This is a genomic window from Halorubrum sp. DM2, from assembly GCF_901686465.1.
GTDB lineage: Archaea > Halobacteriota > Halobacteria > Halobacteriales > Haloferacaceae > Halorubrum.
Genome location: NZ_LR594487.1, coordinates 3,338,681 through 3,352,678, shown reverse-complemented (window position 1 = coordinate 3,352,678; position 13,998 = coordinate 3,338,681). Strand labels below are relative to the sequence as shown.

12 protein-coding genes and 1 tRNA gene are annotated in these 13,998 nt (G+C 68.1%); 11 read left to right on the top strand and 2 right to left on the bottom strand.

The annotated features are described in order from the left end of the window. Positions 1-81 precede the first annotated feature (81 nt). Positions 82-459: a hypothetical protein gene (locus tag QOL69_RS16765; RefSeq protein ID WP_283404107.1), complete on the top strand. Its 378-nt coding sequence runs from the start codon at positions 82-84 to the stop codon at positions 457-459. Between the two features lie 85 nt (positions 460-544). Further along, positions 545-2,563, top strand: coding sequence for an AMP-binding protein (locus tag QOL69_RS16760; RefSeq protein WP_283404106.1), 2,019 nt, complete (start codon positions 545-547; stop codon positions 2,561-2,563). A 33-nt stretch (positions 2,564-2,596) separates the two neighbouring features. Here the strand turns inward: QOL69_RS16760 and QOL69_RS16755 are convergent, their stop codons facing one another. Beyond that, positions 2,597-3,067 (bottom strand): redoxin domain-containing protein, encoded by a 471-nt coding sequence (locus QOL69_RS16755; RefSeq protein ID WP_048076600.1) that lies wholly within the window; start codon positions 3,065-3,067, stop codon positions 2,597-2,599. A gap of 98 nt (positions 3,068-3,165) precedes the next feature. Between QOL69_RS16755 and QOL69_RS16750 the strand changes: the two genes are divergently transcribed. Together QOL69_RS16750 and QOL69_RS16745 are read left to right on the top strand one after the other, a co-directional pair. Then, on the top strand, positions 3,166-3,438 hold the full coding sequence (locus QOL69_RS16750; protein ID WP_048076601.1) for a Sec-independent protein translocase subunit TatA/TatB: 273 nt from the start codon (positions 3,166-3,168) through the stop codon (positions 3,436-3,438). A 53-nt stretch (positions 3,439-3,491) separates the two neighbouring features. Beyond that, positions 3,492-3,564: transfer RNA gene (locus QOL69_RS16745), tRNA-Arg, on the top strand. 165 nt (positions 3,565-3,729) lie between these two features. Here QOL69_RS16745 and QOL69_RS16740 read toward each other — a convergent pair. Continuing rightward, on the bottom strand, positions 3,730-4,437 hold the full coding sequence (locus QOL69_RS16740; protein ID WP_283404105.1) for a DUF1405 domain-containing protein: 708 nt from the start codon (positions 4,435-4,437) through the stop codon (positions 3,730-3,732). 108 nt (positions 4,438-4,545) lie between these two features. Between QOL69_RS16740 and QOL69_RS16735 the strand changes: the two genes are divergently transcribed. The 7 genes from QOL69_RS16735 to QOL69_RS16705 all read left to right on the top strand — a co-directional run bounded on the left by QOL69_RS16735 (position 4,546) and on the right by QOL69_RS16705 (position 13,963). After that, complete coding sequence (locus QOL69_RS16735; protein ID WP_283404104.1) at positions 4,546-8,451, top strand: type II/IV secretion system ATPase subunit; 3,906 nt, start codon at positions 4,546-4,548, stop codon at positions 8,449-8,451. A gap of 27 nt (positions 8,452-8,478) precedes the next feature. After that, a complete protein-coding gene (locus QOL69_RS16730; protein WP_283404103.1) occupies positions 8,479-10,515 on the top strand; it encodes a type II secretion system F family protein in 2,037 nt (678 codons plus the stop codon). Positions 10,516-10,609: 94 nt separating this feature from the next. After that, on the top strand, positions 10,610-11,086 hold the full coding sequence (locus QOL69_RS16725) for a DUF7287 family protein (RefSeq protein WP_283404260.1): 477 nt from the start codon (positions 10,610-10,612) through the stop codon (positions 11,084-11,086). Between the two features lies 1 nt (position 11,087). Continuing rightward, positions 11,088-11,723, top strand: a complete 636-nt coding sequence (locus tag QOL69_RS16720) for a DUF7288 family protein (RefSeq protein WP_283404102.1) — start codon at positions 11,088-11,090, stop codon at positions 11,721-11,723. After that, positions 11,711-12,709 (top strand): DUF7261 family protein, encoded by a 999-nt coding sequence (locus QOL69_RS16715; RefSeq protein WP_283404101.1) that lies wholly within the window; start codon positions 11,711-11,713, stop codon positions 12,707-12,709. The genes QOL69_RS16720 and QOL69_RS16715 overlap by 13 nt, the downstream gene beginning before the upstream one ends. Further along, positions 12,702-13,196: a DUF7266 family protein gene (locus tag QOL69_RS16710; RefSeq protein WP_283404100.1), complete on the top strand. Its 495-nt coding sequence runs from the start codon at positions 12,702-12,704 to the stop codon at positions 13,194-13,196. The genes QOL69_RS16715 and QOL69_RS16710 overlap by 8 nt, the downstream gene beginning before the upstream one ends. Continuing rightward, the gene (locus QOL69_RS16705; protein ID WP_283404099.1) at positions 13,193-13,963 is read left to right on the top strand and encodes a DUF7289 family protein; all 771 of its coding nucleotides are present in this window, start codon (positions 13,193-13,195) and stop codon (positions 13,961-13,963) included. The genes QOL69_RS16710 and QOL69_RS16705 overlap by 4 nt, the downstream gene beginning before the upstream one ends. Positions 13,964-13,998: the final 35 nt, after the last annotated feature.

Here is a 13,998-nt window from a genome sequence, read left to right as displayed (position 1 = left end):
CGCGACGAACCCCGCTCGGTTCCGATCCCTCCTCCGTCCGTTCGTACGTGGCTTGAAGTCCCGTCGCGACGAGCGACCGCCATGGAACGACGCCGACTCCTCGCCGCGAGCGCGACCGTAGTCGCCGGCGGGGTCGCAGGCTGTCTCGGATCGGACGACCCCGGCCGCCTCGACCTGACGGTCCGCAACGACGGCGACGGTCCGGTCGACGTGGACGTCGTCGTCGAGGGCGACGACGGGACGACCTACGAGGAGGAGTCCGACCGGGTCGACGCCGGCGTCGCCCGGGCGTTCGAGGTGGTCGTCGGGGCGACCGGTCGCCACGAGGTCGCGGTGACAGGTCCCGACTGGGAGGGGCGACTGGCGTGGGACGCCGGCACCTGCCAGCTCTACGACGCGACGACGGTCGTCGGCGGCGGGACGGTCGAGGTCGCGGGCGAGTGCGTCAACTCGCGGTAGTCGCTCGGCGCGATCGAGTCGACCGCGCTCCCCGCGAATCGTTCAGGAAAGTTACTTACTGTCGCCGCGAAAATCCCCGGACGAGATGGACGAGTACGAGGGGATAGACGAGGTCGTACACGAGCCGACCGAGGCGTTCGCGGAGTCGACGAACGTCGCGGCGTTCATGCGCGAGTACGGGGTCGACGACTACGAGGAGCTAATCCGCCGCACCACCTCGGAGGTCCCGGGCGAACCGGAGTCCGGGGTCGACTGGTTCTGGGACGAGATCGTCGACTACCTCGACATCGACTTTTACACCGACTACGACACCGTCCGGGACGACACCGACGGCCCGCAGTTCTCCGACTGGTACCCCGGCGGCGAGATCAACGTCGCGCACAACGTCGTCGACCGCCACGCCGCGGCCGACTCGCCGAACCGCAACCGCGTCGCGCTGCTCTGGGAGGGAGAGCCGGGGGACGTCCGCGAGATAACGTATCACGAGCTTCGCCGACAGAGCGACCGCGTCGCGAACTACCTGACCGAGGCGGGGGTCGAGACCGGCGACACCGTCGGGCTGTACATGCCGATGGTGCCCGAGGTCGTCTCGATCCTCTACGGCTGCCTGAAGGTGGGCGCGATCGCGGTGCCGATCTTCTCCGGGTTCGGCCGCGAGGCGACCGCGACCCGGATCGACGACGGGGAACCCTCCGTGCTGTTCACGGGCGACGGCTTCTACCGTCGCGGCGACGAGGTGCGGCTGAAGGCGACCGCCGACGACGCGATCGACGACGCCGGCCACGTCGAGGAGGTCGTGGTGTACGATCGGCTCGGCGCGACGCCCGCGAGCGACGACGGAGATGTGCCTTCCGTCCCGTGGGACGACGACCGCGACCGCACCTGGGAGGACGCGGTCGGCTCGCAGCCCTCGACGTACGAGACGAAGCACCTCCCGAGCGATCAGGAGTCGATGCTCCTGTACTCGTCCGGGACTACGGGCGAGCCGAAGGGCATCGTTCACACCCACGCGGGCGTCCTCACGCAGTGCGCCAAGGAGATCCACTTCGGGTTCGACCAGAAGCCTGCCGACCGGTTCTTCTGGGTCTCCGACATCGGCTGGATGATGGGCCCGTGGACGCTCATCGGCAACCACGCGTTCGGCGGGACGGTGGTGATGTACGAGGGCGCGCCCGACCACCCCGAGCCGGACCGCTTCTGGGAGCTGATCGACCGACACGGAATCACGCAGTTCGGCATCTCGCCGACCGCGATCCGCGCGCTCCGCAAGCACGGGGACGAGTGGATCGAGGACCACGACCTCTCCTCGCTCCGGATCTTGGGGTCGACCGGCGAGCCGTGGGACCCCGAGTCGTGGCGGTGGTTCTACGACGCGGTCGGCGGCGGCGACTGCCCGATCGTCAACATCTCCGGCGGGACGGAGATCTGCGGCTGCTTCCTGATGCCGATGCCGAACCAACCCCTCAAACCCTGTACGCTCGGCGGTCCGGGACTCGGGATGGACATCGACATCGTCGACGAGACGGGCGAGTCGGTCAGGGAGTCCGGCGAGCGGGGCTACCTCGTCGCGCGCGATTCCTGTCCGTCGATGACGAAGTCTCTGTGGTCCGGCGACGAGCGCTACCTCGAGGAGTACTGGTCGACGTGGCCCGACTTGTGGGACCACGGCGACTTCGCGCAGAAGGACGACGACGGCTTCTGGTTCCTCCACGGCCGCGCCGACGACGCGCTCAACGTCGCCGGGCGGAAGGTCGGTCCCGCCGAGATCGAGGGGGTCCTCATCGACCACGACGCCGTCAACCAGGCGGCCGCGGTGGGCGTCCCGGACGACACCACGGGGACCGCGGTCGTCGCGTACGTCGTCCTCGAACCGGACGCGGAGCCGAGCGACGACCTCCGCGAGGAGCTGCGGGCGCTGGTGGGCGACGAACACGGCAAGCCGTTCCGGCCGCGAGAACTGCTGTTCGTCGACGCCTTCCCGAAGACGCAGTCGGGCAAGATCATCCGGCGCGCGATCGAGTCCGTCTACAACGGCGAGGACCCGGGCGACCTCTCCTCGATGGAGAACCCGGAGGCGCTCGACGCGCTCCGCGACGCCGCCTGAGCGCGGGAACGGTCCGGTCGGACCGAGTTCGCCTCAGGCGGTCGCGTCCGCCACCGCCTCGTCGAGCGCGTCGTAGTCCGGCTCCTGTCCGGCGTTATCCGCGAGCCAGCGGTACGTCACCGTCCCGTCCGCGTCGATCACGAAGACGGCTCGCTGCGCCACCGTCTCGACGCCGTAGTGTTCGAAGTCCTCGATCACGTCGTACGCCTCGATCGCGCGGTGGTCGGGGTCGCCGACGAGCGCGAACGGGAGTTCGTACTGGGTGCGGTACGCGGCGAGCGCGTGCGGGAGGTCGGTGCTCACGCCGAACAGGGTACAGTCGTCGCGGTCGAATTCGTCTCGGAGCGCCTCCATCTCGTCGGTACAGGTGTTCGAGAAGGCGGCCGGGAAGAAGGCGAGCACGACCGGCTCGTCGCCGAGGTGATCGGCGAGTTCGAACGGCGCGATGTCGCCGTCCACGAGCGATCCGGTGAAGTCGGGAGCGTCGTCGCCGACGTGTGGCATATCTGGTCGTCGTCGGCCGGGCGTATCACCGTTTCGACGGCGGCGTTCCGGCAGAGGCAAAAAGACTATAGTCGCCACAGGGTTACTGCGAGACAGAGATGGTAAGTGTGATTCCACTGTTCGGCGGTCTTCCGGTGGGGCCCGAGCTCCTCATCATCCTGCTCGTGCTGGTCCTGCTGTTCGGGGCGAACAAGATCCCGAAGCTCGCCCGGTCGACCGGGCAGGCGATGGGTGAGTTCAAGAAGGGCCGCGAGGAGATCGAAGAGGAACTGAAGGAGATGGACGACGACGAGACGGAGTCGACGCTCGACAACGAGGACGACGAGTTTGAGGACCTCGAAACCGAGACCGAAAAGGAAACCAGCGCGTAACTCCGGATCCCACACCGATCGCTTTCCGCCGTTCCGTCTTCTCTCCCCGATTTGGGCGCGTGGCCTAGCGGACAGGGCGAGAGGTTCCTAACCTCTCGATCGCGGGTTCGAATCCCGTCGCGCCCGTTCCTTCGCTCCGCTCAGTCACGGGCGCGACTGGCTCCACGCTCGCTCACTTCGTTCGCTCGCGTGGATCCCGCCGCGCCCTCTTATACTATTTAAATAGTGATTATCGGGACTGTTGAGACTATTTAACGGGCGCTCGTCGGACTCCGCTTTTCCGAGCGCCTCTCAGCTCGTCCCCTCTCCCAGCCGTCGGAACGAGTGCGACGCGAGCGCGGCCGATCCGACGGCGATCGCGAGCGTCGCGGCCGCCAGTCCGGGACCCGGCTCGTACAACAGGGGTGGATGGTAGCCGAGCCAGTAGTCGACGACGACGTTCACGACGCCGAGCGCCAGCGCCGTCGCGAGCGCCCCCGGCGTCGTCCGTCCGAACGCCGGGAACAGGAGCGCCAGCCCGACGAAAAGCAGGTGCGTCCCGATCACGCCCCAGTAGTAGATCCACGCGTCCGGGGCGGCGACGTACTCGCCGAACGCGAGGTTGAGCGAGACCAGCGGCCAGACGCCGAACTGGACCAGCCAGACGAACGCGACCGTCTGGAGGTACGCCGACGCCCGCGAGACCGGGATGTCGACGCCGATATCGCCACCGCGCCGGACCGTCGGCGCGATTCCGGCGAGGACGGCTCCGCCGAGCGCGACCGCGACCGCCGAGTCCGCGTACAGCGGCCAGAAGGGAACCGGGACCTCGTTTGCGGTCGGCACGTAGTACCAGACTCCCACCGCGAGCATGAACCCGGTGAACGCGCAGACGACGGCGAGGCTCCGCGGCGTCCCGAGCAGCTCCTCGGCGATAGCCGCTCGGACTCGCCGCCTGACCGCGGGCTGCCGCAGTCGTCGGAGGCGGCGGAGTCGCGAGAACCGCTCGGAGCGTGGCACGGACGGCGATCGGTTCGCGGGGACGTAAAACCCGCCCGTCCGCGGTCGATTATCAATCTCGGTGTTTTGCGAGACACCTTTTTCAACGGAAACGGCGTTTCCGTAACTATGAGCAACGAGGACGCCGAGCGCTCCGCCTCGCGGACCGGCCCGGAGGGCGATAGATCGGCGTCCGACGCGTCCCCACGCGACGAACGGGGCGAACGCGACGAGCGGGGCGCGGACGCGGATACGGAACCGGTGGACTCGACGGACGACGACACACCGACCGAGGCGACTGCCGACGCAGCGACCGAGACGGCCGCCACCGGAGAGTCGGCGGACGCGACAGGATCTCTCGCCTTCGGCGAGGATGACGGACCAGAGCGGGGGCCGCCGGTCGTCACCGACCGGTACACCTGGCGCTCGCTGCTCGCGGAGCGAGGGCACGGGGACGCCGCGGAGCGCGTGTACGCCGACGTGCCGGACGCGCCGGCGGTTCCGGCCGACGCCGTCGCGCTCCACCTCCCCGACGGCATCAGCGGGGTGATCCGAGCCGCCGGCGTCGACGAGCCCTTCGAGGCCGACGGCGAAACCGCCGTCCCCGGCCACGGGACCCCCGAACGGGGCACGCTGGTCGTCGGTCCGGACGCCGTCCTGCTCGACGGCTCGGCCGTCGTGCCGACCGGGGAACGCCTCGTGGCGACGCCAACGCCCGCGAGCCACGCGGAAGAGACGGAAGGCGACGGCGAGGTAGACGCGACCTCCGAGGACGGAGAGCCGGACTCGGACGCCGAGGACGAGCGCGAGGCGGTTGAAGTCGAGAACTCCGACGTGACCGACGACTCCGATGAGAGCGACGATTTCGAGGAGAGCGACGACTCCGACCCCGACGAGGCCGACCCGGACCGCGACGGCGACGCCGCCGAGGACTCGTCCCCGGCTCCCGCCCCCGATCCGGACACGGTATTCGACGACCCCGTCGCCCGTCGCGGTGGTGTCTCCGGGGTCGTAGTCGCGCCCGGTGACCGCGTCGAGTCGGTGCCGTCGCGCGTGCCGACCCCAGAGGAGTGGGACCGAGTCGATGTCGATCCGGAATCTCTCCTCGGGTTCGACCCGGGCGAGACCGAGTACCGATTCCGCGCGGCCGCGGCGGTCGGCGACGTGCTCTGGGACCTGTGTGCGGCCCGGTACGACCCCTACTCCGTCCCGGTGTTGAAGGGGTACTACACGTGGGACGACTACCGCGAGGAGTACTTCCTCGACGAGGACGGGAACCCGCCGACGGTCGAGAACGAGGAGGGAGAACCTGAGCCGCTTTCGTTCACCCACGAGGACAAGACCGAGGCGCTCGGCTTCGATCCGGACCGCACCGAGGAGCTGCTCGGCGCTGGCGGGAGCGCCGCGGCCGACCTCGCGGACCTCGTCGACGAGCGGACCGTCGACGTCAACCCCGAGATAGACGAGGACGCGTTCTTCTCGACCGCTGAAGGCCACACCACGCTGACGAACCGGTACGACTTAGAGAAGGCGGTGCCGATGCCGAAGAAGACGCACTTCCGTGAGAAAGAGCGCTACTGGGTGAACAAGCCGTACGCGTTCGTCATCGTCTTCCGGTCGACGAAGGAGAACGAGGTGAAGTACTACGCGGTCCAGCCGTACCGGACTGAGATCGAGACGGACCTCACGGAGTTCCTCACCGGCAAGCTCCGGACGTCGATCAAGTACGCCGACGAGTCGATCGCGGGCGGCGACGAGGCGTTCCGCGAGGAGGTGATTGTCGAGGAGACGCGTTCGCTTTTGGACCGCTACGGGCTCTACGAGGACGACGGCGGCGAGCGCGGGATCGCGGACGCGCTGCTCGACCGGTTCGGCATCGAGCCGTCCGAGGGGATCGCCTGGCGCATCGCGGAGTCGCTGGGGTACGAGCCGCCGGTCGAGTCGCCCTCGGACCCGCCGAAGATTAGCGCTCGCCCCGAGCCGGCCGTCCTCGCGGAGGACGCCGAGACGCTCTCCGAGCATCAGGTCGAGAAGCTGCTGTACTACCTCAAGCGGGACTTCATCGGCTACGAGCGGATCGACCCGATCAAGTACGACATCAACGTCGAGGACATCTCCTGTGACGGCTACAACTCCCCCGTCTTCGTCTACCACTCGGAGTACGAGCAGATCATCACGAACGTCCGCCACGGCACCGACGAGCTCGACGACTTCGTGGTGAAGCTCGCGCAGCGCTCGGGGAAGGGGATCTCGAAGCGCAGGCCGCAGGTCGACGCCACCCTCCCGGACGGCTCGCGCGCCCAGCTCACGCTCGGCCGCGAGGTCTCCGACCACGGGACCAACTACACGATCCGCCAGTTCAACGACGTCCCCTTTACCCCGATCGACCTGATCAACTGGAAGACGTTCTCGCTGGACGAGATGGCGTTCCTCTGGCTCTCCATCGAGAACCACAAGAGCCTGATCTTCGCCGGCGGCACCGCGTCCGGGAAGACGACGAGCCTGAACGCCGTCTCCCTATTCATCCCCTCGAACGCGAAGATCGTCTCCATCGAGGACACCCGCGAGGTGGAGCTTCCCCAGCGCAACTGGATCGCCTCCGTCACGCGCCCCTCCTTCTCCGACGACGACAAGGGCGACATCGACGAGTTCGACCTCTTGGAGGCCGCGCTCCGCCAGCGCCCCGACTACATCGTGATGGGCGAGATCCGCGGCGAGGAGGGGCGGACCGCCTTCCAGGTGATGTCGACCGGCCACACCACCTACACGACGTTCCACGCCGACTCCGTCGGCGAGGTGCTCAAGCGCTTCACCACCGACCCGATCAACGTCTCGAAGACGATGTTCACGGCCCTCGATCTGGTCTCCATCCAGACGTCGACCCGCGTTCAGGGCAAGAAGGTGCGTCGGAACAAGTCGATCACCGAGATCAACCACTACGACGCCGAGAACGACGAGATCAACGTTCAGGACGTGTTCCAGTGGCAGGCCGAGACGGACGAGTTCCTCCAGATGGGCGACTCGAACACGCTCGAAGACATCATGTTCGACCGGGGCTGGAGCCGGGAGCGACTCGACGAGGAACTCCGCAAGCGCCGGGTCGTGTTAGCGTACCTCATCGACCGCGGACTCAACAGCTACGCGCAGGTGGCGGCGACGTTCCAGGCGTTCATCAACGACCCCGAGACGGTGCTCGCGCTGATGGCCAACGACGAACTGGAGCGCTCGCTGGAGGACCTCCGCGAGATGGAGTCCGTCCTCATCAACGTCGACCGCGACAAGGAGGAGCTCGTCCCGCGGCCCGATCCGGACGCCGAGGCCGAGGCGGAGGTCGCAGAGATACTCGATTCGGCCGAAGACCTGTTCGAGCGGTTCCGCGGCGAGGTGCCGGACTCGGTCGCTGACGCCCTCCTCGAAATGAACCACGCCCCCGACGTCGAAGCGCAGCCGACGCGGGACCGGGAGGCCCTCGCCGAAACGGCTCGGGAGGCGGACGCGACGGACGCGACAGACGCGACGGACGCGACGGACGCGACGGACGCGGTGGGTCTCGACACGGCTGCGGACGCCGTCGACGCGGACGCGCCGCCGGAAGCGACCGACTCCGATCCCGACGCCCCCTCGCCTGATCCCCCGGACGCCTCACCGTCCGATCCCGCGCACGACGACTTCGGGACTGCCGCCGAGGCGGGCGCGACCGCGGCCGGCGACGGCTCCGGCGATCCGGGCGACATCGACTTCGAGGAACCGTTCGACGAGGGGGTCGACGTGCTCTCGTCGCCCGCGGAACGCTCGGAGTCGGGCACGGGGCCCGACGTGAGCGAGGGGTTCGACGCTACCGATTCCGCCGCGGACGACGCCCTCGACGACCCGGACGGACCCGCCGCCGACGAGTCGGACGATTCGGGGGCACCGAACGAGACGGGCGGACCGTCGGAAGCTGACCCTACTGACGCCGACTCGGCCGCCGCTGACTCAGACGAGGGCATCGACGACTGGGGGTTCGGCGACGTAGAGCCTGCGGAGGACGGGTGACACGATGTCTCTTGTGAGGGCCGAGCCGTGAGCATCGACGTGGACGCGGGCGACGGAAGACTCGGCGCGAACGCGCTCGCGGAGCTGTTCTACCCGGTCTTCGAGCTCCTCTTCGACCCCGACGGCGACTTCGTGGGCGACGTCGAGCGCAAGCTCGTCGAGGCGCGGATGTCGGATCAGGTCGAGATGTACGTCTCGTTGGCGCTCGGCGTCGGCCTGCTGGTCGGCGGGGCGCTCTGGGCGCTCGGCACGCTCGTCGGCTACGGCGTGTTCTCGCTCGGGCTGATCGACCCCGAGACGCTCTCGCTCGGCGCTCCCGCGCCGACGCCGGAGATACGGACGCTGCTCCGCTCGCTCGTCGTGCCGACCGCGGTGCTTCTCAGCGGGCTCATCTTCGGATCGATCGGTTTCGCGCTCGGGTTCGGCGGGCTCCTCGCGGTCCCGTACTCCCGGGCGTCCTCGCGGAAGCGGGAGATCAACCTCCTGCTGGCCGACTCCGTCTCGTTCATGTACGCCCTCTCCGTCGGCGGACTCAACCAACTCGAAATCCTGCGCGCCATGGCGGCCGCCGAGGACACCTACGGCGAGGTGTCCCGCGAGTTCCAGAGCATCGTCAACGAGACGGAGTACTTCGGCACCGACTACCGCAACGCGATCCGCCAGCAGTCGCTGGAGACGCCCTCCGACGAGCTCTCGCAGTTCCTCGCGGACATGCTCTCTATCGTTAACTCCGGCGGCGACATGGAGGGCTTCCTGAAGGACAAAAAGGAGAAACACCTCCGCACGTCGAAACAGGAGCGCGAGATGACCTTGGAGACGCTGGAGCTGTTCGGCGAGATGTACATGACGCTCTCCTTGTTCCCGCTCCTTCTCATCATCATCCTCGTCATCATGGGGATGATGGGCGAGGCCGACGACCGCCTGCTGTACGCGACCGTCTACGTCCTGATCCCGCTCGTCGGCGTCGGCTTCCTCGTGTTGGTCTCGACGGTGAAACAGGACGAGCCGGGCGACGGCTTCCTCCAGCCGGACGGCGGCAGCGAGCGGCTCCGACAGACGAGCCAGGAGGGACTGTTCCATTTCGGGCTGGTGGAGGCGTTCACCGGGACATTCGGCGTCTTCGACCGCATCCGCGACCGCGAGGGGACCCACAAGACGATGGAGATCCTCTCCGCCCCGCACGTCTTCCTGCGCGAGAACCCCCTGTACACCCTCGCGTTGACCGTCCCCGCGGCGCTCGCCTTGGTCGGCGTCGCTGCCGCGGCCGGCTCGGCCCCGACGACGCTCGACGGCTGGATCGACCGCCCGGTGTGGTCGGCGTTCGTCTGGGTGTACGTGCCGCTCTACGTCGTGTTGATACCGCTCGGGGTCTTCTACGAGTGGCACCAGCGCTCGCGGCGGGCGGTGACGGGGAAGCTCTCCGAGACGCTCCGAAAGCTCTCCTCCGCGAACGACACCGGGCAGACGCTGCTCGAATCCGTGCGCACGGTCTCTGAGACGTCGACCGGGACGCTCGCCGAGGAGTTCGAGGTGGTCCACGCGAAGGTGAACTACGGGATGAGCCTGCGGGACGCCTTGGTCGAGTTCAACAACGCCTACGCGGTGCCGCGGCTCGCCCGGACGGTGAAGCTCATCACGGAGGCGCAGGAGGCCTCCTCGCAGATAACGGACGTGTTGACGACGGCCGCGCAGGCCTCGGAGAACCAGGACGACATCGAGCGCGAGCGCAAGTCCCGGACCCGGATGCAGGTGGCGATCATCGTGATGACGTACATCACGCTGCTCGGCGTGATGGCCATCCTCCAGACGCAGTTCATCGACGTGATGGGCGACCTGGTCTCTCAGAGCGACGGCGGGGGCAGCGCGGGCGGCGCGGGGTTCGGCGGCGGCGGCAGCATCGACCCCGAGGTCCTCTCGATGCTGTTCTTCCACGCGGTGACTATCCAGGCAATCCTCTCCGGGTTTATCAGCGGCTACATCCGCGACGCGGAGCTTATCTCCGGCGTCAAGTTCGCCGTAGTCCTGGTGACGCTCGCATTGGGGGTGTGGATCTATGTCGGGTGAGCGCGGGACGCGGCCGCGGTCAGGAACGCAGTCAGGGAGGTGGACGCTCGACTCTACCGACCGCGCGCAGACCGTCCTCGATTTCGTCGTCGGGATGTCGGTGTTCCTCGTCGCGGTCGGGTTCACCTTCGCGTTCGTCCCGTCGCTGTTGGAGCCGTACGCCGTCGGCGAGGGCGCGACCGTCATCGTCGCCGAGCGGGGGGCGGCGCGGCTCGCGGAGTCGTCGCTCGCCGCCGGCGGCTCGACCGCAACGCTGTCGCACGCCTGTACGTTCGCGTTCTTCAACGGGACGGGGGCGGCGACAAACGAGTCGGACTGCGCGTGGACGGCGAACGCTAGCGACCTCCACGACGAACTCGGCGTCGATGACCGCCGCGGACTCAACCTCACCGTTACGCAGGACGGAACGGTCCAGCCGCTCGAATCGAACGGGAACGTCACCGAGATGCACGCCGGGTCCGCGCCGCCGCGGACGGAGAGCGTCTCGGCCGCCAGTCGCATCGTGACGATCGACGATCCCGAGAGCCCGGGGGATCCCGAGACCTACCGGCTCACGCTGCGGGTGTGGTGAGATGTTCGTCGAACACCTCCCGGACGACCGCGGGCAGGCCCACACGTTAGAGGCGTTCACGGCGGCGCTGCTCTTGGTCGCCGGCCTCATCTTCGCGACGCAGGCGACGGCCGTCACGCCGCTGTCCGCGAGCACGTCGAACCAGCACGTCGAGAACCAGGCGGCGATCGCCGCACAGGACGTGCTGATGACGACCGGAGAGAGCGGGAACCTGACGGCCGCGCTGCTGTACTACGAGGACGGCGAGTTCGTCGACAGCGGCGACGAGACGAGTTACTCGGGGGTCCCGCCGGCGTCGCACCCGCTCCACGATCCGCTGACGGAGGCGTTCGGCGACCGCCAGATCGCCTTCGACATCCAGGTTTCCTACCCCGAGGACGGCGGAAACAGGACGGGCGACACCACGATGGTCGACATGGGATCGCCGAGCGACAACGCGGCCACCGCGAGCACGCGCGTGGCGCTGTACGGCGACGACCGGCTATTCAACGCCAGCGTCGACGACCCGGGCGACGCGACGTACTCCGGGCCGCGGCTCGCCGAGGAGAGCCAGCACGACTACCTCGCGCCCTCGGCTGGCGGGAGCGACACGCTGTACACGGTCGTGGAGGTGCGTATCACCGCATGGCAGATGTGAGTTCCCCCCGAAGGCGCGGGCGCGAGAACGTCGACGCCGACCCCGACGAGGACCGGGCGCAGATCATTCTGATCACCGGGCTGACGCTCGCGGTCCTCTTCGTCGCGGTCGTGCTCCTGTTGAACACCGTCATCTACACCGAGAACCTCGCGACCCGCGGGGCCGACGCGGGGGGCGCGGAGGCGATCGAGTTCCGTGACGACACCGTCGACGACCTCGCCGGGATCCTCCACCGCGAACACCGGAACCGGAGCAGCGATGACGTCCTCAACGACTTCGACGAGAGCGTAAAGACGTACAGTCACACGGTCGCCGGTCTACGGGCGCGTGACGGAGTGATCGCGAACGTGAGCGTGAACCGCTCCACCGTCGAACGGGGCTACTTCGTCGCGCAGAACGAGACCGAGAGCGGCTTCCGGAACATGACCGCCCCAGACGGCACGACGGCAAACTGGACCGTCGTGAGCGGCGTCGGCCGCACGCGGAACTACCGGCTGACCGTGAACTCGGCATCCGTGTCGGACGGCGAGGACGGGGCGTTCGCTGTCGTGGCCGACGGCGCGGGAGAGAACTGGTCGGTGACGCTGTCAAACGACTCGGCCGACGCGATCGACGTGCGGGTGAGGAACGCGACGGTCAACACTACGAGGACCTTCTCTCATGAGGGGGACGGGAACGTCACGATCGACCTGACCGCCGGCACGGTCGGCGGCCAGCACTTTCCGGAACTCGTCTGGGCCGGGGGCGTTCAGAACGGAAGTGATCCGTCTGACACCTACGATATCCGCCACGAGAACGGCGGCAATGCGACCGGAACGTACAGCTTCGTGGTCGACGAGCGCGCCGGGACCTCCCCCCTCGACGCCTCCTCCCGGCCGTACGTCACCGACGCCGTCTACGGCGTCGACGTGGAGCTCACCCACCGGACGCCGGAGCTGACCTACAGCGACGTGGTTCGGCTCGCGCCGGGTGAGCGCGATGCGTGAGGGTCCGGGCGGGACGGACCGCGCCGTGTCGGTCACCGTCGGCTACGTCATGACGCTCGCGGTCTCGACGCTGCTGCTCTCGGGGCTGTTCGTCGCGGGCGGGTCGTTCGTCGAGACGGAGCGCGAGCGCGCCGCGCAGGGCGAACTCACCGTGGTCGGCGAGCGGATCGCGGCCGACCTCGGAACCGTCGACAGAGTCGCGTCGACCGCGTCGCCGCCGCGCGAGAACCTGACCGTCGACCGGCCGCTGACGCTCCCCGACAGGGTGTCAGGAACCGGTTATCGGATCCGGATCGAGGCGACGGGCTCGGCGGGCACGATCGCGCTCGAAAGCGAACAGGCGGACGCGACCGTCGAGGTCCCGTTCCGGACCAGCGAGGGGATCACGGTGCGGAACGCCACGGTACGGGGCGGTGACCTCCGGATCTACTGGGATGCGCCCAGCGGGGTGGACGACGAAGGCGAAGTGGTGGTGAGAGAGCGATGAGGGGGCTCGGCGACGCCGGCTTTCGAGACGACGACCGCGGCGTCAGCGAGACCGTGGGATTTGTCCTGGTGTTCGCGCTGATCGCGACGACGATCGCGGTCACGTTCACCGTCGGGCTCGGCGGGCTGGAGGACGCCCAGCTCGCGGAGCGCGACAACAACGTCGAGCGCGCGTTCGATGTCCTCCACGACAACCTCAACGACCTGAGCCGGGACGGCGTGCCGAATCGGGCGACCGAGATCCGGCTCGGCGGTGGCAGGGTGTCGTTCGACCGCGAATCTGAGTTCCGACTCAACCATACCGGAACGGAAACGGCGATCACTGAGGGCGGATCGATCACATTCCACGGCACGGGCGACACCCGGATCGTCTACGAAAACGGCGCGGTGTTCCGTATGCAAGGAGACGACGGCGTCATGATCCGGGAACCCGACCTGCTCGTCGGAGACACAATCGTCTACTCTCTATACGGACTCACGGGTCCGGCTGACTCAGTGGGCGGGGACCGGACGGTCCTCGTCACGAGCGAGCGAACCGACCGGGACGTTCCGGTCGACGCTCGGGCCAGCGCTGCGAATATTACACTCTCGATCAACTCCTCGCAGGCGAGCGTTTGGGAGCGGTATTACGGCGACCTAGCGGGGGAACACGACCAAATATCGATGACGACGGACGGCCCGGCAGACATTACAGTAACGTTTGTAGCCGACCGCTACGACCGATTCGTCGCACACCGGACCATCGCTGACGTTGGCTTTTCCGACTGAAGTGGTCGCCTTGCCCCCGGCGAGCGATGGCCTAC

Coding starts and splice junctions, on each gene's coding strand:
- QOL69_RS16765 (WP_283404107.1), top strand. CDS start 82: ATGGAACGACGCCGACTCCTCGCCGCGAGCGCGACCGTAGTCGCCGGC.
- QOL69_RS16760 (WP_283404106.1), top strand. CDS start 545: ATGGACGAGTACGAGGGGATAGACGAGGTCGTACACGAGCCGACCGAG.
- QOL69_RS16755 (WP_048076600.1), bottom strand. CDS start 3,067: ATGCCACACGTCGGCGACGACGCTCCCGACTTCACCGGATCGCTCGTG.
- QOL69_RS16750 (WP_048076601.1), top strand. CDS start 3,166: ATGGTAAGTGTGATTCCACTGTTCGGCGGTCTTCCGGTGGGGCCCGAG.
- QOL69_RS16735 (WP_283404104.1), top strand. CDS start 4,546: ATGAGCAACGAGGACGCCGAGCGCTCCGCCTCGCGGACCGGCCCGGAG.
- QOL69_RS16725 (WP_283404260.1), top strand. CDS start 10,610: ATGTCGGTGTTCCTCGTCGCGGTCGGGTTCACCTTCGCGTTCGTCCCG.
- QOL69_RS16720 (WP_283404102.1), top strand. CDS start 11,088: ATGTTCGTCGAACACCTCCCGGACGACCGCGGGCAGGCCCACACGTTA.
- QOL69_RS16715 (WP_283404101.1), top strand. CDS start 11,711: ATGGCAGATGTGAGTTCCCCCCGAAGGCGCGGGCGCGAGAACGTCGAC.
- QOL69_RS16710 (WP_283404100.1), top strand. CDS start 12,702: ATGCGTGAGGGTCCGGGCGGGACGGACCGCGCCGTGTCGGTCACCGTC.
- QOL69_RS16705 (WP_283404099.1), top strand. CDS start 13,193: ATGAGGGGGCTCGGCGACGCCGGCTTTCGAGACGACGACCGCGGCGTC.